The sequence below is a fragment of the Lysobacter sp. 1R34A genome (genome assembly GCF_051217035.1).
Lineage (GTDB): Bacteria > Pseudomonadota > Gammaproteobacteria > Xanthomonadales > Xanthomonadaceae > Lysobacter.
Window position 1 is genome coordinate 16,275 of the sequence record NZ_JBPKJP010000028.1, and the last position, 26,098, is coordinate 42,372.

Below are 26,098 nucleotides of genomic sequence, written 5' to 3' on the forward strand. Positions count from 1 at the left end.
GTCCGGCAAGCTACCCCTTCTCCACCGCGTTGCAGTTCCCATGACCCTCCTCGTCACCGGCGTAGCCGGCTTCATCGGCGCCAACGTCTGCCGCGCCCTGCGCGCGCAAGGCCAGGCGGTGGTCGGCCTCGACAACTACAACGACTACTACGACCCCCGGCTCAAGCGCGACCGCGTCGCCGCGCTGTGCCCGGACGTCGACATCCGCGCCCTCGATCTCGGCGATCGCGACGGTTTGGCCGCGCTGTTCGACGAGGTGCGGCCCGAGCGGGTGATCCACCTCGCCGCCCAGGCCGGCGTGCGCTATTCGCTGACCCATCCGCACGCCTACGTCGACAGCAACCTGACCGGCTTCGTCAACCTGCTCGAGCTGTGCCGGCACCGCGAGGTGCAGCACCTGGTCTATGCCAGCTCCTCGTCGGTGTACGGCGATTCGGCCACGCCGCCGTTCTCGGAAGACCAGCGCATCGACCGGCCGCGCTCGCTGTACGCCGCGACCAAGGCCGCCAACGAGCTGATGGCGCACACCTACGCCCACCTCTACGGCCTGCGCGCGACCGGCCTGCGCTTCTTCACCGTCTACGGCCCTTGGGGCCGGCCCGACATGGCGCCGTTGCTGTTCTCGCGCGCAGTCCTGGCCGGGCGCCCGATCGAGGTGTTCAACCACGGCAGGATGCGGCGCGACTTCACCTATATCGACGACATCGTCGCCGGCGTGCTCGGCGCGCTCGCCCACCCATCCGACCAGGACCCGCCGCACCGCGTGTTCAACCTGGGCAACCACACTCCGGTCGAGCTCGAACGCTTCATCGAGGTGATCGAGCAGGCCGCCGGCCGCAGCGCCGAAAAGATCTACAAGCCGATGCAGCCGGGCGACATGGTCGAAACCATGGCCGATACCCGCCGCGCCCATGCGGCGTTCGGCTTCGAGCCGAGCACCTCGATCGAGCTCGGCCTGCCGCGGGTGGTCGGCTGGTGCCGCGGCTACTTCGGCGAGCGGGCCTGAGCCTGCCGGACCGGCGCCCGCGCCGGACCATGTGAAGCTCCGCTTCGCCGCGGCGATGACACACTATCCTGGCTCCCTCGCGCTTGCGGCCGGAGCCGACCACCCCCACCTGCCCTGCAGTTCCTGTCCCTCGGGGCGTCGGCCCGGAAACACCGGGCGCCCGGCGGCCCGGCGGCGCAGGGCGGCCTGAGGCGCCGTCGCGTATCGGCGGTCGCGCCTGCACTCGCCCGCAGCGCGTCCGCCCCGGCCTGCCAGCCCCAGGGCGCAATCGCATCGAATCCATCGCGAGTTCCAAGCAATGACGCAAAGCCCACAACTGTCCGTCGTCGTACCGGTGTTCAACGAACAGGACAACGTCGCCCCGCTGATCCAGGAAATCACCACCGCCCTGCGCGGCCGCGCACCGTCGGACGGCGGCGATTTCGAGATCGTCTACGTCGACGATCACTCGCGCGACGGCACCCTGGCCGCGCTGGAAGCACTGAAGGCCGGCGTGCCCGAGCTGCGCGTGCTCCATCACGTCACCCAGAGCGGGCAGAGCACCGCGGTGCGCAACGGCGTCAAGGCCGCGCGCGGCGCCTGGATCGCGACCCTCGACGGCGACGGCCAGAACGACCCGGCCGACATCCCCAAGCTGCTGGCCAAGCGCGCCGAATCGGCGCCCGAGGTGAAGCTGTTCGCCGGCTGGCGGGTCAACCGCCAGGACTCCGGCAGCAAGCGTTGGGCCTCCAAGTGGGCCAACGCGATCCGCAGCCGCATGCTGCGCGACGACACCCCCGACACCGGCTGCGGGATCAAATTGTTCGAGCGCGCCGCCTTCCTCGAACTGCCGTACTTCAACCACATGCACCGCTACCTGCCGGCGCTGTTCCAGCGCGCCGGCTGGAAGACCGTGAGCGTGCCGGTCAACCACCGTGCCCGCAGCACCGGCGTATCCAAGTACAACAACCTCAACCGCGCCCTGGTCGGCATCGCCGACTTGCGCGGCGTCGCCTGGCTGATCCGCCGGGCCAAGGTCACCGCCATCGTCGAACGCTGAGGCGCGCCATGGACTTCATGAACTCCCCGATCGCCTGGCTGGCCTGGACCGGGCTGCATATGTCGCCGTGGAAGCTGATCGGCCTGGTCGGCGCCTTTATGTTCGGCGGCCGCTGGCTGGTCCAGTTCATCGCCAGCAAGCGCCAGGGCAAGCCGGTGATCCCGCGCGCGTTCTGGTACATGAGCCTCGTCGGCAGCGTCATGACCCTGAGCTATTTCGTGTTCTCGCAGAAGCAGGACTCGGTCGGGGTGATCCAGAACCTGTTCCCGGCCTTCACCGCCGCCTACAGCCTGTACCTGGACATCAAGCACCGCGGCTGGCATCGCGACCGCAACGGCCACTAACCGTCTCAAGCAGGATTGCGACTTCAGCGTGCTCAGGGTAGGGGCAGCGCCAGCCGCGCCTGCGCCCTACGCCTACCGCGCCACGGCGGCGCCCCCGTGCTCGTCGGACTTTCCCGGCCCGTTCCGTCCGACCAGCCGCTCCGCGGTCGCGGCTGGCGCCGCGCCTAGCCCGGACTGCCGTGGTTCGCCCCCCGGCCGATCCAAGTGCTTGTTCCGGCTTGAATTTGCCGGCATAATGCGCGGCTCGCTGCGTCCGGCTTGCCCCTAGGGGTGTCCGGGCGGACCCGGAAACGCGATTCCGGCCCGCCACGGTGCAGCGGTTTTCAATCCTGACCCGTGTCGCGTGATGCGTGCATTCGTTCGAATGCCGGCATCGGGGCCGCCGCCTCCCTGGCCAAGGGAAGCACAGACCTTTTCGAGGTGCGTAATGTCCCGCGTATGCCAAGTAACGGGCAAGCGAACGACGACTGGCAACAACGTCTCGCATGCCATGAACAAGACCCGCCGCCGTTTCCTCCCCAACCTGCACGAGCGCCGTTTCTGGGTCGCCAGTGAGAACCGTTGGGTGAAGCTGCGTGTTTCCGCCCATGCCCTGCGCACCATCGACAAGAACGGCATCGACTCCGTTCTCGCCGAGCTCCGCGCCCGCGGCGAAAAGATCTGAGGAGGACTGACCCATGGCTTCCAAGCGCGACAAGATCCGCCTGATCTCGACGGCGAACACCGGTCACTTCTACACGACCGACAAGAACAAGAAGAACACCCCGGCGAAGATGGAGGTCAAGAAGTACGACCCCGTCGTCCGCAAGCACGTGATCTACAAGGAAGGCAAGATCAAGTGATGCTGGCGCGTTCGCGCTTAGCGCGAACGCCTGTGTCATTCCGCGAAAGCGGAGATCGAAGCCTTCAGAAGGAACCCGCCCGTGTGGCGGGTTTTTTTTGGCCTGGTGGTTCGGGACTCGGGACTCGGGACTCGGGACTCGGGGTTCGGGGTTCGGGGTTCGGGGTTCGGGGTTCGGGGTTCGGGGTTCGGGGTTCGGGGTTCGGGGTTCGGGTTCGGGTTCGGGTTCGGGTTCGGGTTCGGGTTCGGGGTCGGGTTCGGGGTCGGGGTCGGGGTCGGGGTCGGGGTCGGGGGGTCGCGCATCATTCCCTCAACATCTCTCCAAAGCCGCCACCCCCGCGAAGGCAGGGGTGAATGGATGCGCTTGCGAGCCACCGGCCCGCGCATCCGTGAGCGCCGAGGCGCCGGGCGCTCTGGCCGGGCCGTAGAGACTTCAACGCAATGCCTCGGTAAAGCCCTGGGTACTCGGCTCCGCCGAGGTGAAGCACAGCCCGCCTTCGCGGGGATGACGCAGGGGAGCGCGCAGCGCCTCTCGCAACCGGCTCAGCACGCGCAGCCGTGCGTCCATCCGCACGGCTGCGCTGTGATCGCCGCTCAGGGCACCACGTTGTTGAAGAAGGTCTTCACCTGCGGCCAGATCAGCTGCATCTTCACGCCTCGGTTCGGCGCCTGCAGATTGCAGTTGCCGCCGAAGTGGTGCAACGCGACGACCTTGTGCGAGGAGCGCGCCAGCACCGGCGAGCCGGAGTTGCCGCCTTCGGTATCGCAGTAGTAGCCCGCATCGGTGTTGGTGCCGTAACCATCGGCATCGGCGTCGATGACTTTGCAGCGGCCGCCGCCGTCGCGATCGCTGACGACGGACAACTCCTTCATGCGCGTGGCGGGATGACCGCTGATGTAGATCTCTTCGCCGAGCACCGGCTTGCGCACGTCGAGGCCGAGATAGCCGAAGCCGGAGATCGCGGCGAAGTTCTTCACCGTCAGCAGGCTGTAGTCCAGGGTCTGGTCGGTCTTGAGCAACTTGTCGCCGGCGACCTTGGTCAACGTGCCGCTGGTGGTGCCCGCGCAGGTGGTGGCCTGGTAGTTGAACCAGTACTCGGACGCGGCCACGTCGGCGGCGCTGTCGAGGCAGTGGTTGTTGGTGAAAATGCGGTTGTCGGCGCCCACGCGCCAGGCGGTGCACCACTTGGTGCCGTTGAGCAGGATCAGCGCGACCGGCTTGGAACGCGCGACCGCGGTCGCGTCGGTGCCGGCGTAGCACGCGACCGGGCGGCTGTCCTTGACGCCGCAGATCGACTTGGCCGAGACGTCGCCGCCGAGCAGGCCGGCCTCGCTGAATTCGCCCATCAGCTCCTGCGGAAAACCTTCGTCGTAACGGCTCACGCGCACCCCGTGGCGCGGCGCCCACGGCTCGGCCGGCGTGCCGGTCAGGCGCAGCACCGCGGTGTTGCCGGCGATCGACATCGCACCGAACCGGGTCTTGCCGTCCTCGCCGAGCGCGGCATCGACGGTGTGGCGGCCCAGCTCGCCCTGGCGATAGCGATAGACCTCGGTGCCCTGCGGGTTCGATACCTGCAGGGTCACGCCGGCGGGGAGATCGAAGTGTTCGAAGTGCACCTTGATGAAGGCCGCATCGGGCGTGCCGATCCGCACCGGACGCGACCACGCCGATTTGGACAGGCCCGAATGCGGCCCGAGGCGCAGGTCGACGGCGCGGGTCTGGCCGGCGGTCAGCGGCGCGGGGCGGGGCTCGGCGGCGAAGGCGGTGGCGGTCAACAGGCAGGCGCCGATCAACAGGCCGAAAGCCTGCGGCGAAATCCTTGCGATGGTCATGTCGTCTCCTAAGATTCCGATCCGGCGCTCTGTGCGCGACTGCGAACGCCGCGCATGCGCCGCACACGAGCTTGCACAGCGCGAGCGCCGCACAAATGCTTCAAGCAAGCTCGAAATAGCCTGCAAACGTGACCGCGATCGGATTCGCGGCGCGGATGTGCGGAACTTGAATCGAGCGCGCAGCGGGTATGTGCGCATGAGCTGAACGCGTTCGCGGCGGCGGATGGCGCGGATTTCGTGCAGTGCTCCCAGGTAGGAGCCGCGCGAGCCGCGACCACGCCGCCTCAGGATGGCGACGCGGCCGGCCATCCCGCGGTCGCGGCTTGCGTCGCTCCTACCCCGCAGGTACCGGACAATGATGGAGCGTGCGGTCTTTGTAGGAGCGGCGCGAGCCGCGACACGATGCTTCACGATTTCGTCGCAACCGGCGACATCGCGGTCGCGGCTTACGCCGCTCTTACAGGCGAAATGTGAGGCGCGACCCGCGCGTGCGGGCCGCGCCTCCACCGTGGCTTAGAACTGCAGGGCCCAACGGTCGATCTTGCCGACGTCCTGCGCGGCGTTGTCGTTGACGCGCAGCTTCCACACGCCGTTGGCGACTTCGCTCGACGCATTCACCGTATAGGTCGCGTTGATGTTGTCGGCGCTTCCGCCGCTGCGGTTGTGCAGGTTGTAGAGGCTGCCGTCGGGCGCGACCAGGTCGACCTTCAGGTCGCCCTGGTAGGTGTGCACGATCGCGACCTCGACCTTCAAGGTCGCCGGGGCATTGCCGGCGACGCCGCTCACGGTCAGCGGGCTGTCGACGGTGGCGTTGTCGTTGATCGCATAGTCGGTGGCGTTCTCGAAGCGCGGGCCCGGCGTCGGGCCGCCGGTGTCGCCGTCCGGCACCACGCCGCCGAAGTGGGTCGAAACTTGCGGCCAGATCAACGAGAACTTCGCGCCGGAATTCAGGCAGCCGCCGAAGTGGTGCAGGGCGATGGCCTTGCGGGTCGAGCGCGCGATCACCGGCGAGCCCGAGCTGCCGCCTTCGGTGTCGCAGTAATAACCGATGTCGGTGTTGGTGCCGTTGCCGTTGACGTTGGCCGAATCGACGCGGCAGCTGCCGCCGCCGTTTCGGTCGTCGACCACGCTGAGTTCCTTCATGCGTCCGCCCGGATGGCCGGAGATGAACAAGCCCTCGCCCGCGGTCGCCGCGCGCACGTCGAGGCCGAGATAACCGAAGCTCGAGATGGTCGCGAAGTTCTTGACCGTGAACAGCGTGTAGTCGAGGGTGGCGTCGGTGCGCAGCATCTGGTCGCCGGCGACCTTGGTCACCGTGCCCTGGCTGCCGCCGCAACTGCTGAGCTGATAGTTGAACCAGAACTCGGCGCCGGCCACCGCCGCGGCGGTGTTGATGCAGTGGTTGTTGGTGAACATGCGGTTGTCGGGACCGACGCGCCACGCCGTGCACAGGCTGCCGCCGCTGCTGAGCATGCGCGCGACCGGGCGCGAGCGATCGAAAGCGGTGGCGTCGCTGCTCGCGTAGCAGGCCGCGGCCTTCTTGTCGTCGACGCCGCAGATCGACTTGGTGCCGACCTGGCCGCCGAGCAGATCGGCATCCTGCAATTCGCCGAGCATCGCCTCGGGATAGCCTTCCAGATAACGCGTCACCACCACGCCGTGTCCGGAGTTCCACGGCTCGCGCGGCGTGCCGACCAGGCGCAGCACCGCGACCGGGCCGCCGATCGACATCGCCGAGAAGCTCTGGCGGCCGTCCTGGCCGAGGTCCTTGGCGACGGTATGGCGGTCGCGCTCGGTATTGCCGTAGCGGTAGACCTCGCGGCCGTCGGGGCTGGCGACTTCGAGCATCACCCCCTCGGGCAGCGAGAAGCGGTCGAAATGCACCTTGATGAAGGCCGCGTCGGGCGTGCGGATCTCGACCGGTTCGAACGCGGCCTTGCCGCCGGCGCCGAGGCGCAGGTCGGTGCTGCGCTGCTCGGCGATCTTGAGCGGCGCGGGCGCGGACACGGCGGCGGCCTGCGGAACGTAGGACAAGGCCAGGCCCGTGGCCAGGGCGACGGCGAGCAAGGTGGGCGCGAAGGTTTTCGTGGTTCCGGACTTCATTGCGGTGTCCCTCCTGGAGCGGCGATGGCGCGCAAAGCAGTCGCAACGGCGGTCGGCCGCCGATAAGGCGGCACAGCGTCGCGGTGCAGACGCCGGGGATGACGAGTCGGAGCGCACGGCGGGGGCCGGCGCCGCAGCACGCTCTCAGATCGCCCCGGCCGAAACCGTGATCGCAGTGGTTCCGTCCGCGGCCGTATCGCCGAATCTTGACCGCGGCCTCAGCGCGAGCGTGCCGGCGGTGCGGCGCGGTCCGCCCGGGTCCTGGCGCGCCAGCTCCGGCCCAGGCCGCCGCCGCGCCTCCACCACCCGCGGCCAAAGTCGAAGCCCGGCGCCGGTCCGGCCCGCGCGCCCAGGCCGTACACTCGACCGACTTCACCGATTCCGAACCCGCGCCCTTGGTCCCAGGCTGGATTCTGCTGCTGGTATCGGCCGGCTACGTCGGCCTGCTGTTCGCGGTCGCCTACTACGGCGACCAGCGCGAACGCACGCCGCGCGCGCGCTGGCTGCGCACCGCGGTGTACTCGCTCGCGCTCGCCGTGTACTGCTCGTCGTGGACCTTCTACGGCGCGGTCGGCACCGCCGCGCGCACCGGCCTGGGCTTCCTGCCGATCTACCTCGGCCCGCTGCTGATGCTGGCGTTCGGCTGGCGCATCCTCGAACGCCTGGTGCTGATCTCCGGCGAACACCGGATCGTCTCGATCGCCGACTTCCTGTCTTCGCGCTACGGCCGCGCGCCCGGCCTGGCCGCGCTGGTCGCCGCGGTCGCGCTGACCGCCGCGGTGCCCTACGTCGCGCTGCAGTTCAAGGCGGTGGCGATGAGCGTGGAGGTGCTGGCCGGGGTGCCGTCCGACGGCGGCCTGCTCGCCGACCCGGCGTTCTACGTGGCGATGATGCTGGCGGTGTTCGCGATCCTGTTCGGCACGCGCCAGATCGACGCCACCGAGCACCACCACGGCATGGTCCTCGCGGTCGCGCTGGAGTCGCTGGTCAAGCTGATCGCCTTCATCGCCATCGGCGTGTTCGCGCTGGTCCACTTGCCCGGCCTCGGCAACTTCCCGCAGCGAATCCAGCAGGCCGCCCAGGTGGTGACCCAGCCGGGCCTGCCGGCCGGCTTCATCACCCAGACCTTGCTCGCGTTCACCGCGATCATCTGCCTGCCGCGCCAGTTCCACGTCGCCGTGGTCGAGTGCCAGGACCCGAACGACCTGCGCGCGGCGCGCTGGCTGTTCGGCGGCTATCTGGCGCTGATCACGGTGCTGGTGGTGCCGATCACCCTGACCGGCCAGGCCGTGCTCGCCGGCAGCGGCATCTCCCCCGACACCTACGTGCTGGCGCTGCCGCTGCAGTTCGACCAGCAGGCGCTGGCGTTGATGGTCTACATCGGCGGTTTCTCGGCCGCCACCGGCATGGTCATCGTCTCCAGCGTCGCGCTGTCGACCATGGTCAGCAACGACCTCGTCGTGCCGCTGCTGCTGCGCAGCGGCGCCTTGAACGAAAGCCAGGGCATCGACCGACAGGTGCTGTGGGTGCGGCGCATCACCATCGTGATGCTGGCGCTGTTGGCGTATGCCTATCACCGCGGTTCGCTCGGCGCGAACGGCCTGGCCCAGCACGGCCTGCTCGCCTTCGCCGCGGTCGCGCAATTCGCCCCGGCGCTGATCGGCGGCCTGTACTGGCGCGGCGCCAGCCGCTCGGGCGCGTTCTCGGGCCTGTTCGCCGGCACCGTGGTGTGGATCTACACCCTGCTGCTGCCGGCGCTCGCGCGCGGGGGCTGGATCGCCGGCGACTGGTTGGCGACCGGCCCGCTCGACATCGTCTGGCTGCGCCCGGAGCAGTTGTTCGGCCTGGTCGGCTGGGACCCGCTCACCCACGGCACCTTCTGGTCGCTGCTGTTCAACATCGGCGCGTTCTTGTTCATCTCGGTGCGGCAGCGCCCGCGCCTGCAGGACCAGCTGCTCGCCGCCCCCTTCCTCGACCCTTACGTGCGCCGCCCCGCGCTCGGCCCCGGCGGCTGGGCCGGCAGCGTGCGCAGCGGCGAGCTGCTCGCGCTGGCCGAACGCATCGTCGGCGAGCGCCATGCGCGCCGCGCGTTCGAGGACTACGCCCACCAGCAAGGCCGCGAATGGCTGCCGCTGCAGCCGGCCGACCGCGCCCTGGCCCAGTTCACCGAACGCCTGCTGGCCGCGGCGATCGGCGCGGCCTCGGCGCGCCTGACCCTGACCAGCGCCCTGCGCGGCTCGGGCATGGAACTCGGCGAAGTGGTGGCCCTGCTCGACGAGGCCAACCAGGAACTGCGCTTCAACCGCCAGGTGCTGTCGACCACGTTGGAGAACATCAGCCAGGGCGTCAGCGTGGTCGATCCGGAAATGCGCCTGGTCGCCTGGAACCGGCGCTACCAGGAACTCTTCGACTATCCCGACGGCATGCTCTACGTCGGCCGTCCGGTCGGCGACCTGCTGCGCTGGAACGCCGAGCGCGGCGAGATGGGCACCGGCCCGCTCGACGAACAGACCATCGAGGAACTGGTCGGCCGCCGCCTGGCCCACCTGCGCGCCGGCGCGCCGCACGTGTTCGAGCGCGTGCGCGCCAACGGCCAGGTCATCGAGATGGTCGGCCGCCCGCTGATCGGCGGCGGCTACGTCACCAGCTATAGCGACGTCACCGACTACAAGCGCGCCGAACAGGCGCTGCGCGAAGCCAACGAGACTCTCGAACAACGCGTCGAGCAACGCACCCAGGAAGCCGAGTCGGCGCAGCAGTCCAAGACCCGCTTCCTGGCCGCGGTCAGCCACGACGTGCTGCAGCCGCTCAACGCCGCGCGCCTGTTCACCACCGCCCTGCGCGAAAGCGACGACATCGGCGAGCAACGGCGCCTGGCCGAAAGAGTCGACGCCTCGCTGCGCGCCGCCGAAGACCTGCTCGACGGCTTGCTCGACATCTCGCGCCTCGACGCCGGCGCGTTGCGCCCGGAGTTGACCGACTTCGACGCCGGCGAACTGCTGCGCGAACTCGCCGCGCAATACGCGCCGAGCGCGGCCGGCCGCGGCCTGGAACTGCGGGTGCGCCTGGCCCAGGCCTCGATGCCGGTGCGCAGCGACCGCCGCCTGCTGCGCCGCGCGCTGCAGAACTTCCTCGCCAACGCCTTGCGCTACACCCGCGAAGGCGGCGTGCTGCTGGCCGCGCGCCTGCGCCCGCATCGCGACCCCTCGCAACCGGGCCGGATCGAAATGCAGGTCTGGGACACCGGCCCGGGCATTCCCGAGCATCACCTCGAACAGATCTTCGACGAGTTCCGCCGCTTCGATCAGCCCGGCAGCGGCGGCGAACGCGGCCTCGGCCTGGGCCTGTCGATCTGCCAGCGCATCGCCCGCACCCTCGACCATCCCTTGCGGGTGCGCTCGCAGATCCGCCGCGGCAGCGTGTTCTCGATCACCGTGCCGCGCGGCCAGGCGCAGCGCGCCCAGCCGGTCGCCGAACCGGCGAATTCGGCGGCGGCCGATTCCCTGTCCGGCCTGCGCGTGCTGTGCATCGACAACGACCGCGAGATCCTAGACGGCATGCGCGCCCTGCTCGACCGCTGGGGCGCTACCGCTTTGCTGGCGGCGACCGTCGACGATGCGCTGGCGCTGCTCGATCAAAACCCCGACGTCGCCCTGGTCGACTACCACCTCCACGACCGCCTCGACGGCCTGGCCACCATCGACGCCCTGCGCGAACGTCTCGGCGTCGTGTTGCCGGCCGCACTGCTGACCGGCGACGGCAGCGATGCGCTCAAACTCGCCGCGCGCGAACGCGGCTGCCGGGTACTGACCAAGCCGATCAAGCCGGCGTCGCTGCGCGCGTTCCTGGCCGCGCAGAAGCAGGCCGCGCAGGTCAGGCTGCGGCCGCCGCCTCAGATCGCCTGACCGCCCGAGACCTCGATCCGCTGCGCGTTGACCCAGCGGTTCTGCTCGGACAGCAGGCCGGCGATCATCGGGCCGATGTCGTCGGGCAGGCCGACCCGGCCGAGCGCGGTCATCTGCGCGAAGTGGCGGTTGAACTCCGGCGTGTCGCGCACCGCGCCGCCGAAGAAGTCGGTCTCGATCGCGCCCGGCGCCACCGTGTTGACCGCGATGCCGCGGCTGCCGAGTTCCTTGGCCAGATACAGGGTCAGCACCTCGACCGCGCCCTTCGCCGCCGCATACGCCGACCAGCCCGGCGCTGAGAAGCGGGTCAGCCCGGTCGACAGGTTGACGATGCGGCCGCCGTCGGCGATCAGCGGCAGCAAGGCCTGGGTCAGGAAGAACACGCCCTTGAAGTGGACGTCGACCAGGCGGTCGAACTGCGCCTGCGTGGTCTGCTCGAACGGCGCATAGTCGCCGTGGCCGGCATTGTTGACCAGGTGATCGAAGGTCTCGCGTTGCCAGGTGTCCTGCAACACCGAGCGCAAGCTCTGCACGAATGGCGCAAATGCGTCGATGTCGCCGGTGTCGAGCGGCAAGGCCACCGCCTTGCGCCCCATCGCCCGGATCTCGGCGACCACCGCGGCCGCGTCCTCGGCCCGGCGCTGGTAGGTGAGGACGACGTCGCCGCCCTGGCGGGCGATGTTGAGTGCGGTGCTGCGGCCGAGTCCGCGGCTGGCGCCGGTGACGAGGGCGATCTGGTTCATGGGGCGGCTCCTGGGACGAATGAGGGCGCCACTATCGGACCCGCGTCCCGCCGCCGGTTGCTGGAATCTCGGCCTTGTTTGCCTGATCCTCCAGGCTGGCCCGTGCCGTCGCAGCGACGCAGTAGGCTCGCCTCCGTGACCACTCTTCTCGATACCCTCGCCCATTACGCCCAGGCCCACGCCGATTCGGCCGGCCTGGCCCGCACCCCGATCCCCGGCCTCGCCGCGATCCGCGCCACCGCGCCCAGCGGCCTGCTCCACGAAATCCCGCGGCCGCTGGTCTGCCTGGTCCTGCAAGGGAGCAAGCAGGTCGCCATGGGCTCCCAGAGCTTCGCCTTCGGCGCCGGCGACTCGCTGTTGATCGCCGCCGACGTGCCGACCGTCAGTCAGATCACCCAGGCCAGCGCCGCCGCGCCCTACCTGTCCTTCGTGATGGAACTCGACGCCGCGGTCATCGCGGACCTGGCCACGGAAATGCAGGCGGCGCCCAGCGCCGACCGCTTCCCGGTGCGGGTCGAGCCGACCGACAGCGAAGTCGCCGATGCGGCCTTGCGCCTGATGCGCCTGCTCGACCGCCCCGCGGCGATACCGGTGCTGCAGACCCAGTTGCTGCGCGAACTGCATTACTGGCTGCTGCTGGGCCGGCACGGCGCCGCGATCCGTCGCCTGGGCTGGCCCAACGGCAACGCTCAGCGCATCGCGCGCGCGGTGGCCGTACTGCGCGCCGAGTTCGCCCAACCGCTGCCGGTCGAACGCCTCGCCGCGGCCGCCGGCATGAGCCCGTCCTCGTTCTACCAACATTTCCGCGAGGTCACCTCGCTGTCGCCGCTGCAGTTCCAGAAGCAGCTGCGCCTGATCGAGGCCCGGCGGCTGATGCTGTCGGAGGGCGTCAGCGCCAGCAGCGCCGCGTTCGCGGTCGGCTACGAAAGCGTCCCGCAATTCACCCGCGAATACGGCCGCGCGTTCGGCCTGCCGCCTGTGCGCGATACCCGGACGGCGAAAAACAAGGCGCGCACGCCGGCATGAGCGCCGGCTCTAGTTCGCGAGGCGGGGGCGCTCGGCGGCGATGCGCAGCAGTTTCTCCGGATTGCGTTGCACGTAGATGTGCAAGATGCGCTTGCCGTCGGTCTCGTAGGACTGCACCGATTCGAGTTGCTCGCCGATATAGCGAAGCACGCCCAGGCGGCCATTGATCGAGGCCAGTTCGATACGCAGATCGTGCTTATGGCGCAGGGTCGCCGCGAACAACAGTTGGGCGATACGCGGCCCGCCGACCATCGGCTCGGGAAAGCTGGTAACGATGCCGCCGCCGTCGCCGATCAAGGTCGCCGACTCGGCCATCATCTGTTTCATCAGCCGCAGATCGCCCTTGGATAAGGCCTCGGCGAAGCGGCTCATCAAACGCTGGTGCGCCTCGGCCGAGACCACGTAGCGCGGACGTTCCTCGCGCAGCTGGCTCTTGGCGCGGTGCACGATCTGGCGGCACGCGGCCTCGCTTTTGTCGAGCGTCGCGGCGATGTCGCGATAGTCGGCATCGAAGACTTCGCGCAGCAGGAAAGCGGCACGCGCCTCGGGCGCGAGCCGCTCCAGCACGATCAGGAACGCGATGGACAAATCGCCGGCGGCCTCCTGCAACGCTTCCGGCGACGCGGCGGCATCGGTCAGCACCGGCTCCGGCAACCAGATGCCCGCATACTGCTGGCGTTCGGTGCGCGCACGGCGCAAGCGATCGATCGAGCGCCGCGTGGCGGTGGTGACCAGCCACGCTTCCGGGTCGTCGATACGTTGCCGATCGGCGTCGTGCCAAGCCAGCCACACGTCCTGGACCACGTCCTCGGCTTCGGCCAAGGATCCGAGCATCCGATAGGCAATGCCGCGCAGGCGCGGCTGCAACCGGGTGAAGAGATGGGTAGCGCCTTCCATGCCAGTTAGGTCGGGGCAGCAGGCCGCATTGTGACATGCCGCCTGCGGCCGGCTGCCGGCCCACCCGGTTCAGGGGACCGGAATCAGCGCCGGCTTGTCCGCATCCTTCAGCAGCACGACCACGAACCTGGCCGGCTTGTCCCGACTGGCATTGCGTCCAACCGTGTGCACGTCGCCGGGCGCTTCATGGAAGGTCTGCCCCGCGGTCAGGGTTACCTCTTCGCCGCCGGCCACGCCCATCACGATGGAACCTTCGAGGACATAGACGAACGCGTGCGCATCGTGGCGATGAACTGGATCGGCGCCCCCGGGCGGGTACTCGACCTCGAGCATCAATACTTCCTTGCCGGGGTACTCGGGCAGGGCCCGGGTCATCAACGAGGCGATCGAGGGCACCGGGACGTTCGGGCCGGGGCCATGGGCCGAAACGATTCCCGGCGCCAGCAGAAGCAGCAGACTCAATGAAGGATGGATGCGCATGGAAACTCCTTGGTGTGTCCGCCCGCGAGCGGCGTGCGAATGCGGCCGACCGACCGACGCCGCTCTGGCGCCGGCCGACGTCCGATCAGCTCAGGTTCGCCTTGTCCAGGCCGAATGCCTGGTCGCGGCTGCCTGGCACGGGCCGGAACGCGACGTTGACGCGATTCCAGGCATTGATGGACATGACGATGAAGGTGAGGTCCGAGATCTCCTGTTCGGACAGCTGAGTACGCACGCGCTCGTAGATATCGTCCGGCACGCCTTGCGGCGGAATCTGCGTCAGTACTTCGGTCCATGCCAGGGCGGCGCGTTCGCGCGGAATGAATAGCGTCGACTCGCGCCAGGAAGCGAGATGATGCAGGCGCAGCGGTCGCTCGCCGTGGAGGCTGGCCTGCTTGACGTGCATGTCCAGGCAGAACGCGCAGCCGTTGATCTGCGACGCGCGGATTTCGACCAGGTGCCGAACGGTCGGCTCGATCGTCGACTTGTCCGCCTGCATGCTGAAATCGATCAGCTTCTTGAAGAAGGCGGGGGATTGCTGCTGGTAATCGAGACGCTGACTCATGACGGAAGTTCCTTGAAGGACTGGGAGAAGGCGGCCTGAAGCCGCACGGCAGGCATCCAGCCTAAGCAGCCCGGCGCTTGCCCGGTAGGCACCGCGACGGACGCGCCGTGTTGAGCGCATCGCACCAATGCGCCGGTCTTGTCACAAGCGCGCGCGCTGAAACGACCATTGGGGAATGAGCATTCCCTTGGGCGAATCGAACCCCGTGGCCGCGCCGTCGAACGCCGAGCGCGTCTGGCTGGAGTTCCTGGCTGCGCTGCATGCGCTCGCGCCCGAGGCGCAGGCGGCGTTCGTGCTGCACGAGGTCTTCGAGACCAGCTACGTCGACATCGCCGAGCTGATCGGTCAGCCCGAGGACCTCTGTCGCGCCCATGTCGAGCGAGCTCGTGTCCATGCCTTGGCGCTCAGGCGCCGTCCATCCGGCGATCGGGACGAGGCGTCGCATTCATGAGCGCCGTGCTGCAGGTCGCCGTCGACGGCCAGGATCCGCTGTCGTGCAGTTTCTCGGCGAGCTATGCCGGTGTCGTCGCCTTCATCGCCGTGGCCACCGAAGGCAGTTTCGCGCGTGCGGCGGATCGGCTGGGCGTGGGCCGTTCTGCGGTCAGCCGCAGCGTCCAGAAGCTGGAGGGACAAGTCGGCGCGCGCCTGTTCCTGCGCACGACACGATTCACCTCGCTCACCAGCGAAGGCGAGCTGTTTTTCGAGAACTGTCGCCCCGGCGTGGAACGCATCACCCAGGCCCTGGACGCAATGCGCGACCTGCGCGAGGGCCCGCCGCGCGGGCAGTTGAGGATCGGCGCGAGCCTCGGATTCGGGCGCAACGTCGTCGCGCCGCTACTGACCGAATTCCGCTTGCGCCACCCCGGAATCGGCGTGGAACTGATCCTGGACGATCGCCCGGCCGATCTCGCGGTCGATCGCATCGACGTCGCGTTTCGCGACGGCCGCATGGACGACAGCCAGGTGATCGCCAAGCGACTGGTCCCGATGCGGATGTTCGTCTGCGCCTCGCCCGACTACGCGCGACGCTACGGCCTGCCCGCTACGACCGACGCGTTGCAGGCGCATGCCTGCATCAACCGCCGATTGCCGAACGGCCGCCTGAAGAGTTGGGACTTCACGCTCGACGGCCGCCCGCACGCGACGACGCCCCAGGCCGAACTGGTGTTCAACGACGACGACCTGGCGCTCCAGGCGGTGCTGGACGGCCATGGCCTGGCGCAGATGCCCGCGTTCCAGATCTGCCATGCGTCGCGAGCGGGACGCTTGCTGACCTGCCTGGACCGGTTCGCACCGGACGATCGCGGGCATTACCTGTGTTACCTGAGCCGGCGCCAATTGCCCAAGCGCATTCGTGCCTTCATCGACTTCGCCACCGTGCGCATACGCGCTTTGAATCTCGATCTCCATGTCGATGGTCCGCGCATGCGGGCCCGCGCGAGTTCGGAAGCGAGTGCCTGCCAGGAACCCGCGGGAGCCGCCACCTGATTCGGCGCGGCAGGCAACACCGCGCAGCCGGGCGCGCGGCCAACGACGTGGACCCGCGAGCACCGGCGTGCTTATCGACTATCCGATGCCTCCATGCCGGAGACATCGCCCCGCTCCATCAACCATAGAGGTGACACATGAAATTCGTCGTGATCGGCGGTACCGGACTCATCGGCAGCAAGGTGGTCTCGCAACTGCGCAACCAAGGGCATGAAGTCGTCGCCGCCGCGCCCTCGACCGGAGTCGATGTCCTGACCGGCGAAGGACTGGACGCGGCCTTGGCCGGCGCCGACACCGTGGTGGACCTGGCCAACTCGCCGTCTTTCGAAGACGCCGCCGCCATGGACTTCTTCCGTACCGCGGGCGGCAACCTTTCGCGCGCCGAGGCCCGCGCCGGCGTAGTCCATCATCTGGCCTTGTCCGTGGTCGGCACCGAAAAGCTGGCGGCTTCGGGCTATTTTCGCGCCAAGCTCGCCCAAGAACAGTTGATACGCGAATCCGGCCTCGCCTACACGATCGTGCACTCGACGCAGTTCTTCGAGTTCCTGCCGGGCATCATCCAGTCCGGCACCGACGGCGAAACGGTCCGCCTTCCTGCCGCCCTGGTCCAACCGATCGCCTCGACCGACGTCGCCGACGCAGTCGCACGCCTGGCCCTGCAGGCTCCGGCGAACGGCATCGTCGAGATCGCCGGCCCGGTACGCGAACCGCTGGCCGACCTGGTCGGGCGCTTCATGAAAGCCATACAGGACCCGCGAACGGTCCTCAGCGATCCCGATGCCCGCTACTTCGGCGCGGAATTGCAGCGCGACACGCTCGTGCCCGCCGGCCCGACCTGGCAGGGCGCCTTGGACTTCGAAGCCTGGTTCGCGCAGTCGCGATACGCACAGGCGGCGCCGCGAACGTAACGCCGCCCGCCGGCGCATTCATCGATTCCATCGCCGGCCTAAAAGCCACGGGGCTCGCCACCACCTCGGCCCTGTCGTGGCGGTTGCGCAGCATCGCAGCCGCCACGAGCAGGCGATGCGGACCGAAGCCGGTCTTTGTGAAGCACGACCGCTGCGGGCCGGCCGAGCCCGCAACAGGCCGATCTTGAGTACGCCTACGGCCACACCGCGAATCTGCCGCCATGCGATCCGCATACGGGCGCTGCGGAGTGCTCCCGCCTGCACGGCTTGCTCGAGGCAGCCTGGCGTCCTATCCCTGCCGTGATCTCAACTTCGGAGACAGGCCCATGCTCTAGTCGAAAGCTACGGGGGACGTCGCGGCTGCGTGTCGGCATTGGCACGGTGCGTTCGGTCGCCGGAGAATACCCCTCCACCGAATCTCATCGACACTAGCCATGACCGCATTCCGCATCGACCCGCAACTCCTGCTCGCCTGGCAGGCCGCGCATTGCGTCGCCCGCGGCGCTCCCGCCCCCGTGCACGACCGCGGCGGCTTTCGCGTGGATACCCACTCGGAAAAGGAAACCAGGCGCTGGGTGTTCCCGCGGCTGTGCGATGGCTTGGGCGAAATCGCCCGCGAGATCGCCGCGCCCCGGCACTACCTGAAGCTGTGCGGCACCGACGAGGAGCTGCGAAGCGCACTGCCGGCCCGCTGGGAGATCCAGCCCGCGAACTATCTGATGACGACGGCCGCGGCGAACCCCGATCCCAAGCCGCTGCCGACCGGGTATCGGATCGAACTGCATCGAACCGGCCCGGTCACCCGCGCCAACGTCGTCGCGCCGAACGGCGACCTGGCCGCGACCGGCTGCGCGGCGGAAACCGCGGACGCCTTCGTCTACGATCGGATCGAAACCGCGCCGGACCACCGCCGCAAAGGCCTCGGCGTCGCGGTGATGGTCGCGCTGGGCAGCGCGAAGCGATCCTCTGCCAGCCGGCCGCTCCTGGTCGCGACCGAAGACGGCCGCGGCCTGTATGCGAACCTGGGCTGGTCGGTGCTCGCACCGTTCGCTGCCGCGGTCATTCCGGAGCCCTGAGCGGACCGGTCTCGAAGCCGTTCCAGGCCAACGGCGGACGCCACCCTCGCGCGGACGCCAACTGCCGAGCTATAGCATCGTGCGATTGAAATAGGTCGCGCGTTCGAACTCGGCGATGTTCTCGGCTATGCGAGGGAGCTCTGGGAACATCTCGGCCAGCTCGCCGACGATGGCCTTCGACAAGGCCAAGCGTTGCTCGATGCTGCGTCCCTGCATGATCCAGACGAAGGCGTGAATGAAATCCTCGCGTCCGCCGCCTACGGCCTGGAGGGTGTAGGGGCGGATGCGGACCTTGATATCCGATTCATCGAACAGACCCGAAGCGTTCGCCACTCGATGCACCCGAGTGATGATCGATTCTTCGCTGTGAATCCGAAGCAGTTGCCCGGAACAGTCGATTACGAAGTGCGGCATGCCGGCTCCAACGGTAGATGAGTGAATCGGGGCGCGAACGCCTCCGAACCGAACACGGCAGGGCTTAATCGAGCCGGCGCCACACCGACAACGGGATGCTCCCATCCGCCCGCGGCGGTACCTGGTAGCGCAACTCGGCGCCATCCAACCGGTACCGGCGCTTCTGGGTCGTGCCTTCCCAATTTGGGAAGGACGAACCTTCGATCGAGAACGCCAGCACGCCCGCGTGTTCGTCGATCGCCAACCTGCCGTAGTGGGTGCTGCTGCCTAGGACCGCAGACCTGAATTCGTCGGCGCTGCCGTCGGCCTTGCTGTCGCTGGCGAAACGCAGGCGCTCGGACTTGAAGATCTGCAGCGAGTACCGTCCCCCGGCGTCGACGATGAGCCGGCCCTTCGGGTGCTCGCCGTAGTCGCGCACGGTCTTCCCGTCCGGCAGGCGCTTGTCCGCCGCGACCAGGGTCCAGGTGCCTTGCAGAGGAAAGACGCTTGCCGGCTGCGGCGCGTCGCGGACGGCCAGCCCCGCCAGCATGACGGCGAATACGCCGGTCAATGATTTCATCGCGGTGAGTCCTTTATGGGTCGGAATCGACGGGTCCATGCTAAGCCGCTTGATCGATATGAAAAACGCATCTAAAAGGATATCTGTCATTTCAAAATCGAATCCATGCAGACGAAGGCGATGGACGTGGACGCGGTCAGGGCTTTTTTGCTGGCGGCCGACCTGCAGAGCTTCACCCGCGCGGCCGACGTACTGGGCACGACCCAGTCCGCGGTCAGCCTCAAGCTGCAGCGCCTGGAAGGGCAGCTCGGCCGCCGCCTGCTCGAACGCACGCCGCGGCATGTGCGTTTGTCGGCCGAAGGACTGGCCTTTCTCGGCGTGGCGCGCGAACTGGTGTCGTCCCACGACCGCGCGATTGCGGCTTTCGAGACCGAACCGCGCCGGCTGGCGATCGGCATCAACCAGCAACTGGTCGGCAGCGAACTTCCGCTGCTGCTGCGGCAGATGCGCGACCACGATCCGAAACTTCTGGTTGAGATTCGCATCGGCGGCACCCAGGACCTCATGCAAGCCCGGGAGCGGGGCGAACTCGACGCCGTGCTGGTGCTGCGTCCCGAGGACCGCGGCAAGCGAGGCAAGATCGTGTTCGCGGAATCCTTTTCGTGGTTCGCGGCGACCGGCTGGGAGCCGCGAGCCGGCCAACCGCTGCCGCTGGCGACCCAAGGCGAGTCCTGCCGCATCCGCATCGAAGCGGTACGCGCGCTCGACCGGGCCGGCGTCGAATGGCGCGAAGTGTTCGTCGGCAAAGGCGCCGCGATCCTCGGCGCCGCCGCCGTCGCCGGCCTCGCGGTGGCGCTGCTGGCGCGGCGCGCGGCGCCCCCGGGCACGGTCGACGTCGGGGGGCCGTTGTCGCTGCCGCCGATTCGCTCGCAGGACGTGATGCTCTACAGCAACCTCAGCGACCGGCGAACGCGCGATGCACTGCGGGTGCTCGCGCTGGCCTTTCAGTGAAGGGGCTCAGCACGCACAAGCTTCTTCAAGCGTCGCGAACGACGCGTCAGCCTTGCTTGACGAGCGTCTTCTGCCCGATCGAACTGCTCTTGCGTGCGGTGGGCTTGGCCAAACCGGGGATCAGAAAATCGGCGACGCTGCGGCCGTGCTTGGTCTTCTGCGCCAGCCAACGCGGCATCCGCCCACGCCCCGACCAGGTGTTGCGCTTGTTGTCCGGATCGCGGTACTTGGCCGCCACCTTGCCCGTCTTCCGACGCGGCGAGCGCTTCTTGGGAGCCGCCTCGGCGACCGGCCGATCCCCATAAAGCTCGTCGATCGTATAACCGCACTCAGCGGCGAGCGCGATCACTTTTCGACGCACCTGGGCAATGGGGCGACGACTGGATATCAACTGTTTCCGCCGCTCGGCGGCAGTCAGAAGGGAGGTCAGTTCCGACAGGCTGAGCTTTTCGATATCGATATTCATGCCGCAAAGGGTCCGGCCATAGCCATCGGCCTGTCAAGCCACATGCCGATAACCCCTGGAAAATGCGCTCCGGGATGGTTTCCACGGCCAGGACCTAGGGGGTTGCGGCCCGTTGCGGCCGTGGGGGTACCCGTTAAAATTCGCCAAAGCAGGATAAGCAAGCGAGAATCAGGAGCGGCAACGCCTCGATTGAAGACCGCCGACCTACACGCAGGGCCATCATGACTCCGATTTCCGGGCGCGACCTTCCTGGGGCGTCGGGCGCTGCAGCCTCATCCGGCAGCCCTTCGGCCTCGGCGCAGAATGACCTCGCAACCGGAGCGCTGGCATTTTCGTCGGCGACCGACCTGGCGCAGCTGATTCAGCGAAAACAAATCAGCTCGTTCGAGCTTACTCGGTACTACATCGAGCGCATCGAGCGGTTCGATGAAGCGTTGAATGCCATCGTGGTGAGGGATTTCGAACGCGCCTTGGAAGCGGCAAGGTCGGCGGACGAGTCGCTTGCCCGGGGACACCGGTTGGGACCGTTGCACGGCGTCCCGATGACGATCAAGGAAGCCTTCGACGTTACCGGGTTGCCGACGACCTGGGGCGTGCCGGAGCAACGCGACCATCTCGCCCGGAACGACGCCGCGGTGGTCGAGCGCCTGAAAGCGGCCGGTGTCCTTTTCATCGGGAAAACCAACGTCCCGCTGCGACTCGGGGACTGGCAGAGTTACAACGATCTCTATGGCATCACCAACAACCCCTGGGATACGCAGCGGTCGCCGGGCGGGTCTTCCGGCGGATCGGCCGCCGCGCTCGCGGCCGGTTTGACCGGCCTGGAATTCGCCTCCGATATCGGTGGGTCGATCCGAAACCCGTCCCACTTCTGTGGCGTGTACGGACACAAGCCCACGTATGGCATCGTTCCCACGCTCGGCCACAATCCCCTTGGCGTCGCATCCGCGCCGGATCTCAATGTCGTCGGCCCGATGGGACGAAGCGCAGAAGACTTGGCGTTGGCGCTGGACGTCGTGGCGGGTCCCGACCGGTTCCGGTCGCCGGGATGGAGACTGGCGCTTCCGCCGCCGAAGGCACGCACGTTACGAGGCCTGCGCGTTGCGATCTGGCCGAGGGAGGATTTCGTCGCCACCTCGGTCGAGATATCGGATCGCGTGCAGGAGGTCGGAGAGGTTCTCGCTCGCGCGGGCGCGATAGTTTCCGACCTGGCGCGTCCCGAAATCTCTCCGAGGCAATCGCACCACACCTATCTGAACCTGTTGGCCTCGACCGGGCTCGTCGGCCTTTCCGACGAATACTATTGCGTTAATCAGCGCCTGGCCGCGGAGCTCGATGCGGACGACGAGTCGCCGTTGGCGGTGCTGATGCGCGCCCGCGTACTGGACCATCGGAGCTGGTCCGATCACGACGAAGCGCGCACCAATGACCGATTGCGATGGCGCGCCTTCTTCGACGACTGGGACGTAGTGATATGCCCGATCTCGGCAACAACGGCCTACGCACACGACCATCGCCCCAAGCCCGAAAGAGTGCTCGCCGTCGACGACACATCGACTTCGCACTACGAGCATTACTTCTGGATCGGCCTTGCGACCGCCGCCTATTTGCCGAGCACAGCGTTTCCGAGTGGACTGTCGAACGCCGGGCTGCCGATCGGCCTGCAGATCATCGGCCCGGAATATGGCGATCGAACCACCATCGAAGTGGCCCGGCTGATCGCACAAGAGCTTGGCGGTTTCCAGGCGCCGCCTGGCTATGGGGCTTAGCGCCAAGGCCCGATGCCTGCCTCCTGCCGGCCCTCGACCTTGTCGGAAGACGATCCGCTGTGAGTTCGGTCATCCGATAGCGCAGCAATCTCCTACGCGCCGCCTAGTTTCGATCCTGCGGTATCGCAGTACTGCATGAGCAATGGGGCGGTGTGTCGCGGTAACGAAGCGACGTGAGGGGACGCGGTCGCGGCTCGCGCCGCTCCTACCCTGGGCGTGCTGAAGGCTCGTCGCGACACGCAAAGTTGCGGTGCTAGGTGTGTCACGGGGCACGCTTAGTCGAGCAAGCCCTTGCGCAGGGCGTAGCGCACCAGTTCGGCGGTGTTGCGCACGTCGAGTTTGTCGAGCACCCGGGCGCGGTGGTTCTCGGCGGTCTTGGCGCTGATGTCGAGCTTGCGGGCGATTTCCTTGGTGGTCAGGCCCTCGGCGATCAGATGGAACACTTCGCGTTCGCGCGGGGTCAGGCGGCCGTAGGGGTCTTCGACGGTGCGCTCGGGGTGGCGCATCTGTTCGGCCATGGCCTTGGCCGCCTGCGGGCCGAAATAGGTGCGGCCGGCATGCAGGCTGCGCACGGCGGCCAGCAGTTCCGAGGCGGCGCTGTCCTTGACCAGGTAGCCGGACGCGCCGGCGCGCACCGCCTGCAATACGTATTCTTCTTCCTGATGCATGGTCAGCACCAGCACGCGGGTGCCGGGCACGGCCTCGCGCAAACGGCGCACGACTTCGATGCCGTTGAGGCTAGGCATCGAGATGTCGGCGACGACGATGTCGGGGCGGGTGGCGATCGCGCGGGCGACGGTTTCCAGGCCGTCGGCGGCCTGGGCCACGACTTCGATCGCGCCGTCGGCCTGCAACAAGCTCACGAGACTCTCGCGCACGAGAGTGTGGTCGTCTGCGATCAGAACGCGAATGGCGAAGCTCGTCATGCGGGCAAGGTGCGCGTCGGCTTCGCCGCCGTCAAGTCTCAAGCGTCGGCGGCGGACGGCAACGGCAGCACCGCGCGCAAACGCGTGCCTTCGCCCAGCACGGAATGAATTTCGAGCCTGCCGTCGTACAGGCGCAAGCGTTCGCGCATGCCGCCCAGGCCGCAGCCGCCGGATGCGGCGACCGCATCTGGGTCGTAACCGCAACCGTCGTCGACGACTTGCAACTGCAGCAGGCCGCCGCGCGCGACGAGGCGCAAAAGCACACTCCGTGCCTGCGCGTGTTTGGCCGCGTTGTGGAGCGCTTCCTGGGCCACGCGGAACAGCAGGGTCTGCAGATCGCCGTCGAGCGCCGGCAAGTCTTCGATCTCGATCGCGATCTCCATGCCGCTGGCTTCGCTCTGGCTGCGCGCCAGCCAGCGCAGCGCCGGTTCCAGGCCGAGGTCGTCGAGGATCGGCGGACGCAGCAGGCGCGAGAGTTCGCGGGTGTCTTCCAGCGTGTCGGCGCATAGCGCGATCGCCGCTTGCAGGCGCGCGCGCTGCTCGTCGGACAAGCCCTCGCCGAGTTGGACCAGGCGGTGCTTGAGCGCGGTCAGGTTCTGGCCGATGCCGTCGTGCAGTTCGCGCGCGAGGCGGCGGCGTTCGTCTTCCTGCACGCGCCATACCGAGCGGCCAAGCCGGCGGAACTTGCGTTCGTTGGCTTCCAGGCGCTGCAGCAGGCTGCGGTACTGATCGCGGATGCGATCCAGCGACAGGTCCGGCTCGGTAGGATCGGAACGGTTCATGGGGTTTCCTTGCCCGGCGCCGACTCGACGCGGTCGAAGCCGGCGCGCAGGGCCTGCGGCAATCCATCGCGCAAGATCTTCAGCGCGGCATCGGCCTTGTTGCGTGCGCTGCGTTCGCCGGCGATGTCGCCGACCGCGGCGTAGGCGCGCGCGCCGAGCCGGTGCAGCGCCAGGGCGCGATGAAAATCGCCGTCGCGCAGGCGCTGCACGGCCTCGCGGTAGTGCGCGGCGGCGGCGGCGGGATCGCCGGCCGACAACGCATCGCCCATCGCCAGCTCAAGCCAGGCCAGGCGCAGGCCGGCGTGGCCGAGGCTGGCGGTGGCGCGGTCGAGCCCACGTTCCAGCGCGCGGTCGGCGCGGTCGGCGCGGGCTTGCTCCAGCGCGATCTGCAATTGCAGTTGACGCACGCCGGAGGCCTCGGCGAGCCGGAGCGCTTGGCGCAGGGCCGGCGCGGCCTGTGCCGCGCGGCCTTCGCGCATCGCCAACTGCGCCTGCAACAGATGGGCGATCGCGCGCTGCTCGCTGGAAGCCTGGGCGAGCGGCTGGCGTTGTTCGTCCAGCAGGCGCCGCGCCTCGGCCCAGGCGTGCGCCTCGATCAGGGCCTGCACCCGCAGCAGGTCGACGTCGACCTGGCCGCGTACGTCTTCGCGTTGCCGGAACAATTCGCCGGCCTGGCGCGCCTGGCCGATCGCCGCGCCGTAGTGGCCCTGCAGCAGTTCCAGTTCGGCGAGATTGCGCCGGCTCACCGCGACCTCTTCCAGCATCTGCTGCTGCTCGGCCGCGCTCAGCGAATGCTGCAACAGGCGGCGCGCTTGGCCCCACTGGCCGCGCGCGGTCGCGAGCAGGCCGAGGTTCTGTTCGGTGCGGATGCGCCCGGTCTGTTCGCCCAACGCGGCATAGGCTTCGGCGGCCTGTTGCCAGTACACCTGGGCGTCGTCGTAGGCGCCGAGCTGATAGTCGGCGAAGCCGATGTTGTTGAGCGCCTGCGCGGTGCCGTGCGGGTCCTCGACTTCGCGCCAGGCCTGCAGGGCGCGGCGGAAGGCGTCGAGCGCGCCGGGGTAGTCGCCGCGCTCTTCGGCGAGCAGGCCGAGTTCGTTCTCGACCGCGGCCAGGCCGGCGCGATCGTCGAGTTCGACATGCAGCGCGCGCGCCTGCGCCAGCGCGGCGCCGGCTTCGTCGAACTTGCCGGAAGTGGCGAGCACGTTGGCGAGGTTGCGCAGGCTGGTCGCGACGCCGCGGCGGTTACCGAGCGCGCGCCGCAGGTCCACCGCCTTGCGGTATTGCTCGGCGGCGTCGGCCGACTGGCCGAGACGGCCGTAGCCGACGCCGAGCGCGTTGACGGTTTCCGCCTCGCCGCCGAGGTTGCGGCTGCGCTTGAACAGCACCAGCGCGCGCACCAGATACTCGTCGACCGCGCGTCGCGCCTGCCCCTGCAGGATCGAAAACTTGCCCAGCTCGAACCACACCCGCGGGTCGTCGGCGTCGCGCTCGGCGAGGCGCAACAAAGCCGCTACCGCGGCCTTGAAATCGCCGCCGGCGCCGAGGCCACGGGCGATATTGAGTTCGGCGTAACTGTCGTCCGGGGTCCTGGCGAGCCATTCGCGCCAGGCCGCGACCGCCTTGGGCGGGTCGCCCTGCAGCAGCGCGTGTTCGGCGTCGAGCCGGCGGCGCAGACGTTCGCCGATGCCGGCCACGGCCTGGCCGCGCTCGATCGCTTCGAAGGCAGTGTCCTGCTCGCCGATGGCGATGGCGGCTTCGCCTTGCGCGAGCCAGGCCATGGCGTAGTCGGGCGCGGCGGCGGTGGCAAGGCCGAACTGGTCCAGCGCATCGCCCAGGCGGCCTTCGCGACGCGCCAGCAGGCCGGCGCCGTAGGCATCGAGCGCCTTGGCGTCGGGCAAGGCGAGCGCGATCGCCGACGGCAAGGCGAGCGCGCGCACGGTGTCCGGCTTCGCCGCCCAGGCCTGCAAGGCCGCGCCC

Annotated in this window: 25 protein-coding genes and 1 pseudogene; 14 read left to right on the forward strand and 12 right to left on the reverse strand. The window is 68.5% G+C overall.

Features of this window, described 5'->3' with window-relative positions:
• Positions 1-40: 40 nt before the first annotated feature.
• From ACSAMQ_RS09175 to rpmG, 5 genes are all read left to right on the forward strand, one after another.
• A complete protein-coding gene (locus ACSAMQ_RS09175) occupies positions 41-1,006 on the forward strand; it encodes an NAD-dependent epimerase/dehydratase family protein (protein WP_435395352.1) in 966 nt (321 codons plus the stop codon).
• A 298-nt stretch (positions 1,007-1,304) separates the two neighbouring features.
• Positions 1,305-2,045 (forward strand): glycosyltransferase family 2 protein, encoded by a 741-nt coding sequence (locus tag ACSAMQ_RS09180; protein ID WP_435395353.1) that lies wholly within the window; start codon positions 1,305-1,307, stop codon positions 2,043-2,045.
• A gap of 8 nt (positions 2,046-2,053) precedes the next feature.
• Positions 2,054-2,389, forward strand: coding sequence for a lipid-A-disaccharide synthase N-terminal domain-containing protein (locus ACSAMQ_RS09185; protein ID WP_435395354.1), 336 nt, complete (start codon positions 2,054-2,056; stop codon positions 2,387-2,389).
• Positions 2,390-2,816: 427 nt separating this feature from the next.
• Positions 2,817-3,053, forward strand: coding sequence for a 50S ribosomal protein L28 (gene rpmB, locus ACSAMQ_RS09190; RefSeq protein ID WP_057916198.1), 237 nt, complete (start codon positions 2,817-2,819; stop codon positions 3,051-3,053).
• A 13-nt stretch (positions 3,054-3,066) separates the two neighbouring features.
• On the forward strand, positions 3,067-3,231 hold the full coding sequence (rpmG, locus tag ACSAMQ_RS09195) for a 50S ribosomal protein L33 (protein WP_031370656.1): 165 nt from the start codon (positions 3,067-3,069) through the stop codon (positions 3,229-3,231).
• Between the two features lie 593 nt (positions 3,232-3,824).
• On the opposite strand, the gene ACSAMQ_RS09200 is transcribed toward rpmG, so the two are convergent.
• Both ACSAMQ_RS09200 and ACSAMQ_RS09205 read right to left on the reverse strand, forming a co-directional pair.
• On the reverse strand, positions 3,825-5,063 hold the full coding sequence (locus ACSAMQ_RS09200) for a trypsin-like serine peptidase (protein ID WP_435395355.1): 1,239 nt from the start codon (positions 5,061-5,063) through the stop codon (positions 3,825-3,827).
• Between the two features lie 513 nt (positions 5,064-5,576).
• Positions 5,577-7,166: a proprotein convertase P-domain-containing protein gene (locus ACSAMQ_RS09205; protein WP_435395356.1), complete on the reverse strand. Its 1,590-nt coding sequence runs from the start codon at positions 7,164-7,166 to the stop codon at positions 5,577-5,579.
• Positions 7,167-7,561: 395 nt separating this feature from the next.
• Here ACSAMQ_RS09205 and ACSAMQ_RS09210 point away from each other — a divergent pair, with 395 nt between their 5' ends.
• The gene (locus tag ACSAMQ_RS09210; RefSeq protein WP_435395357.1) at positions 7,562-11,071 is read left to right on the forward strand and encodes a NahK/ErcS family hybrid sensor histidine kinase/response regulator; all 3,510 of its coding nucleotides are present in this window, start codon (positions 7,562-7,564) and stop codon (positions 11,069-11,071) included.
• Here ACSAMQ_RS09210 and ACSAMQ_RS09215 read toward each other — a convergent pair.
• Positions 11,059-11,814, reverse strand: a complete 756-nt coding sequence (locus ACSAMQ_RS09215; protein ID WP_435395358.1) for an SDR family NAD(P)-dependent oxidoreductase — start codon at positions 11,812-11,814, stop codon at positions 11,059-11,061. The genes ACSAMQ_RS09210 and ACSAMQ_RS09215 overlap by 13 nt on opposite strands.
• Before the next feature lie 135 nt (positions 11,815-11,949).
• Here ACSAMQ_RS09215 and ACSAMQ_RS09220 point away from each other — a divergent pair, with 135 nt between their 5' ends.
• The gene (locus ACSAMQ_RS09220; protein ID WP_435395359.1) at positions 11,950-12,840 is read left to right on the forward strand and encodes an AraC family transcriptional regulator N-terminal domain-containing protein; all 891 of its coding nucleotides are present in this window, start codon (positions 11,950-11,952) and stop codon (positions 12,838-12,840) included.
• 9 nt (positions 12,841-12,849) lie between these two features.
• On the opposite strand, the gene ACSAMQ_RS09225 is transcribed toward ACSAMQ_RS09220, so the two are convergent.
• The 3 genes from ACSAMQ_RS09225 to ACSAMQ_RS09235 all read right to left on the reverse strand — a co-directional run bounded on the left by ACSAMQ_RS09225 (position 12,850) and on the right by ACSAMQ_RS09235 (position 14,782).
• Positions 12,850-13,737 (reverse strand): RNA polymerase sigma-70 factor, encoded by an 888-nt coding sequence (locus tag ACSAMQ_RS09225; RefSeq protein WP_435395360.1) that lies wholly within the window; start codon positions 13,735-13,737, stop codon positions 12,850-12,852.
• A 69-nt stretch (positions 13,738-13,806) separates the two neighbouring features.
• The gene (locus tag ACSAMQ_RS09230; protein WP_435395361.1) at positions 13,807-14,217 is read right to left on the reverse strand and encodes a cupin domain-containing protein; all 411 of its coding nucleotides are present in this window, start codon (positions 14,215-14,217) and stop codon (positions 13,807-13,809) included.
• Between the two features lie 85 nt (positions 14,218-14,302).
• Positions 14,303-14,782 carry a carboxymuconolactone decarboxylase family protein gene (locus tag ACSAMQ_RS09235; protein ID WP_435395362.1) on the reverse strand — a complete coding sequence of 160 codons (480 nt, stop codon included), beginning with the start codon at positions 14,780-14,782 and terminating at the stop codon, positions 14,303-14,305.
• A gap of 175 nt (positions 14,783-14,957) precedes the next feature.
• Here ACSAMQ_RS09235 and ACSAMQ_RS09240 point away from each other — a divergent pair, with 175 nt between their 5' ends.
• From ACSAMQ_RS09240 to ACSAMQ_RS09255, 4 genes are all read left to right on the forward strand, one after another.
• On the forward strand, positions 14,958-15,233 hold the full coding sequence (locus ACSAMQ_RS09240; protein ID WP_435395363.1) for a sigma factor-like helix-turn-helix DNA-binding protein: 276 nt from the start codon (positions 14,958-14,960) through the stop codon (positions 15,231-15,233).
• Positions 15,234-15,322: 89 nt separating this feature from the next.
• A complete protein-coding gene (locus ACSAMQ_RS09245; RefSeq protein ID WP_435395364.1) occupies positions 15,323-16,270 on the forward strand; it encodes a LysR substrate-binding domain-containing protein in 948 nt (315 codons plus the stop codon).
• A gap of 137 nt (positions 16,271-16,407) precedes the next feature.
• Positions 16,408-17,178 carry an SDR family oxidoreductase gene (locus ACSAMQ_RS09250; protein ID WP_435395365.1) on the forward strand — a complete coding sequence of 257 codons (771 nt, stop codon included), beginning with the start codon at positions 16,408-16,410 and terminating at the stop codon, positions 17,176-17,178.
• Positions 17,179-17,612: 434 nt separating this feature from the next.
• The gene (locus ACSAMQ_RS09255; RefSeq protein ID WP_435395366.1) at positions 17,613-18,254 is read left to right on the forward strand and encodes a GNAT family N-acetyltransferase; all 642 of its coding nucleotides are present in this window, start codon (positions 17,613-17,615) and stop codon (positions 18,252-18,254) included.
• Between the two features lie 69 nt (positions 18,255-18,323).
• On the opposite strand, the gene ACSAMQ_RS09260 is transcribed toward ACSAMQ_RS09255, so the two are convergent.
• Together ACSAMQ_RS09260 and ACSAMQ_RS09265 are read right to left on the reverse strand one after the other, a co-directional pair.
• On the reverse strand, positions 18,324-18,668 hold the full coding sequence (locus ACSAMQ_RS09260; RefSeq protein ID WP_435395367.1) for a 5-carboxymethyl-2-hydroxymuconate Delta-isomerase: 345 nt from the start codon (positions 18,666-18,668) through the stop codon (positions 18,324-18,326).
• A gap of 64 nt (positions 18,669-18,732) precedes the next feature.
• Entirely contained in the window at positions 18,733-19,317 is a 585-nt protein-coding gene (locus ACSAMQ_RS09265) for a lipocalin-like domain-containing protein (RefSeq protein ID WP_435395368.1), read from the reverse strand.
• Positions 19,318-19,347: 30 nt separating this feature from the next.
• Here ACSAMQ_RS09265 and ACSAMQ_RS09270 point away from each other — a divergent pair.
• Both ACSAMQ_RS09270 and ACSAMQ_RS09275 read left to right on the forward strand, forming a co-directional pair.
• Positions 19,348-19,470 (forward strand): annotated as a pseudogene (locus tag ACSAMQ_RS09270) (LysR family transcriptional regulator); the annotation flags it as partial.
• Between the two features lie 75 nt (positions 19,471-19,545).
• The gene (locus ACSAMQ_RS09275; RefSeq protein ID WP_435395374.1) at positions 19,546-20,178 is read left to right on the forward strand and encodes a LysR substrate-binding domain-containing protein; all 633 of its coding nucleotides are present in this window, start codon (positions 19,546-19,548) and stop codon (positions 20,176-20,178) included.
• 46 nt (positions 20,179-20,224) lie between these two features.
• Here ACSAMQ_RS09275 and ACSAMQ_RS09280 read toward each other — a convergent pair whose 3' ends face one another.
• On the reverse strand, positions 20,225-20,644 hold the full coding sequence (locus ACSAMQ_RS09280) for an H-NS histone family protein (protein WP_435395369.1): 420 nt from the start codon (positions 20,642-20,644) through the stop codon (positions 20,225-20,227).
• 221 nt (positions 20,645-20,865) lie between these two features.
• Here ACSAMQ_RS09280 and ACSAMQ_RS09285 point away from each other — a divergent pair, with 221 nt between their 5' ends.
• Positions 20,866-22,413 (forward strand): amidase, encoded by a 1,548-nt coding sequence (locus ACSAMQ_RS09285; RefSeq protein ID WP_435395370.1) that lies wholly within the window; start codon positions 20,866-20,868, stop codon positions 22,411-22,413.
• Positions 22,414-22,688: 275 nt separating this feature from the next.
• Here ACSAMQ_RS09285 and ACSAMQ_RS09290 read toward each other — a convergent pair whose 3' ends face one another.
• From ACSAMQ_RS09290 to ACSAMQ_RS09300, 3 genes are all read right to left on the reverse strand, one after another.
• The gene (locus tag ACSAMQ_RS09290) at positions 22,689-23,339 is read right to left on the reverse strand and encodes a response regulator (RefSeq protein WP_435395371.1); all 651 of its coding nucleotides are present in this window, start codon (positions 23,337-23,339) and stop codon (positions 22,689-22,691) included.
• A 38-nt stretch (positions 23,340-23,377) separates the two neighbouring features.
• On the reverse strand, positions 23,378-24,121 hold the full coding sequence (locus tag ACSAMQ_RS09295; RefSeq protein WP_435395372.1) for a sensor histidine kinase: 744 nt from the start codon (positions 24,119-24,121) through the stop codon (positions 23,378-23,380).
• Positions 24,118-26,098: tetratricopeptide repeat protein (locus tag ACSAMQ_RS09300; protein WP_435395373.1), on the reverse strand; the 1,981-nt coding region annotated here is incomplete at its 5' end. The genes ACSAMQ_RS09295 and ACSAMQ_RS09300, both read right to left, overlap by 4 nt.

What these genes read in the sequence shown, in the direction of transcription:
- ACSAMQ_RS09175 (WP_435395352.1), top strand. Translation starts at nt 41, where the DNA reads ATGACCCTCCTCGTCACCGGCGTAGCCGGCTTCATCGGCGCCAACGTC.
- ACSAMQ_RS09180 (WP_435395353.1), top strand. Translation starts at nt 1,305, where the DNA reads ATGACGCAAAGCCCACAACTGTCCGTCGTCGTACCGGTGTTCAACGAA.
- ACSAMQ_RS09185 (WP_435395354.1), top strand. Translation starts at nt 2,054, where the DNA reads ATGGACTTCATGAACTCCCCGATCGCCTGGCTGGCCTGGACCGGGCTG.
- rpmB (WP_057916198.1), top strand. Translation starts at nt 2,817, where the DNA reads ATGTCCCGCGTATGCCAAGTAACGGGCAAGCGAACGACGACTGGCAAC.
- rpmG (WP_031370656.1), top strand. Translation starts at nt 3,067, where the DNA reads ATGGCTTCCAAGCGCGACAAGATCCGCCTGATCTCGACGGCGAACACC.
- ACSAMQ_RS09200 (WP_435395355.1), bottom strand. Translation starts at nt 5,063, where the DNA reads ATGACCATCGCAAGGATTTCGCCGCAGGCTTTCGGCCTGTTGATCGGC.
- ACSAMQ_RS09205 (WP_435395356.1), bottom strand. Translation starts at nt 7,166, where the DNA reads ATGAAGTCCGGAACCACGAAAACCTTCGCGCCCACCTTGCTCGCCGTC.
- ACSAMQ_RS09215 (WP_435395358.1), bottom strand. Translation starts at nt 11,814, where the DNA reads ATGAACCAGATCGCCCTCGTCACCGGCGCCAGCCGCGGACTCGGCCGC.
- ACSAMQ_RS09225 (WP_435395360.1), bottom strand. Translation starts at nt 13,737, where the DNA reads ATGGAAGGCGCTACCCATCTCTTCACCCGGTTGCAGCCGCGCCTGCGC.
- ACSAMQ_RS09230 (WP_435395361.1), bottom strand. Translation starts at nt 14,217, where the DNA reads ATGCGCATCCATCCTTCATTGAGTCTGCTGCTTCTGCTGGCGCCGGGA.
- ACSAMQ_RS09235 (WP_435395362.1), bottom strand. Translation starts at nt 14,782, where the DNA reads ATGAGTCAGCGTCTCGATTACCAGCAGCAATCCCCCGCCTTCTTCAAG.
- ACSAMQ_RS09240 (WP_435395363.1), top strand. Translation starts at nt 14,958, where the DNA reads ATGAGCATTCCCTTGGGCGAATCGAACCCCGTGGCCGCGCCGTCGAAC.
- ACSAMQ_RS09250 (WP_435395365.1), top strand. Translation starts at nt 16,408, where the DNA reads ATGAAATTCGTCGTGATCGGCGGTACCGGACTCATCGGCAGCAAGGTG.
- ACSAMQ_RS09255 (WP_435395366.1), top strand. Translation starts at nt 17,613, where the DNA reads ATGACCGCATTCCGCATCGACCCGCAACTCCTGCTCGCCTGGCAGGCC.
- ACSAMQ_RS09260 (WP_435395367.1), bottom strand. Translation starts at nt 18,668, where the DNA reads ATGCCGCACTTCGTAATCGACTGTTCCGGGCAACTGCTTCGGATTCAC.
- ACSAMQ_RS09265 (WP_435395368.1), bottom strand. Translation starts at nt 19,317, where the DNA reads ATGACAGATATCCTTTTAGATGCGTTTTTCATATCGATCAAGCGGCTT.
- ACSAMQ_RS09280 (WP_435395369.1), bottom strand. Translation starts at nt 20,644, where the DNA reads ATGAATATCGATATCGAAAAGCTCAGCCTGTCGGAACTGACCTCCCTT.
- ACSAMQ_RS09285 (WP_435395370.1), top strand. Translation starts at nt 20,866, where the DNA reads ATGACTCCGATTTCCGGGCGCGACCTTCCTGGGGCGTCGGGCGCTGCA.
- ACSAMQ_RS09290 (WP_435395371.1), bottom strand. Translation starts at nt 23,339, where the DNA reads ATGACGAGCTTCGCCATTCGCGTTCTGATCGCAGACGACCACACTCTC.
- ACSAMQ_RS09295 (WP_435395372.1), bottom strand. Translation starts at nt 24,121, where the DNA reads ATGAACCGTTCCGATCCTACCGAGCCGGACCTGTCGCTGGATCGCATC.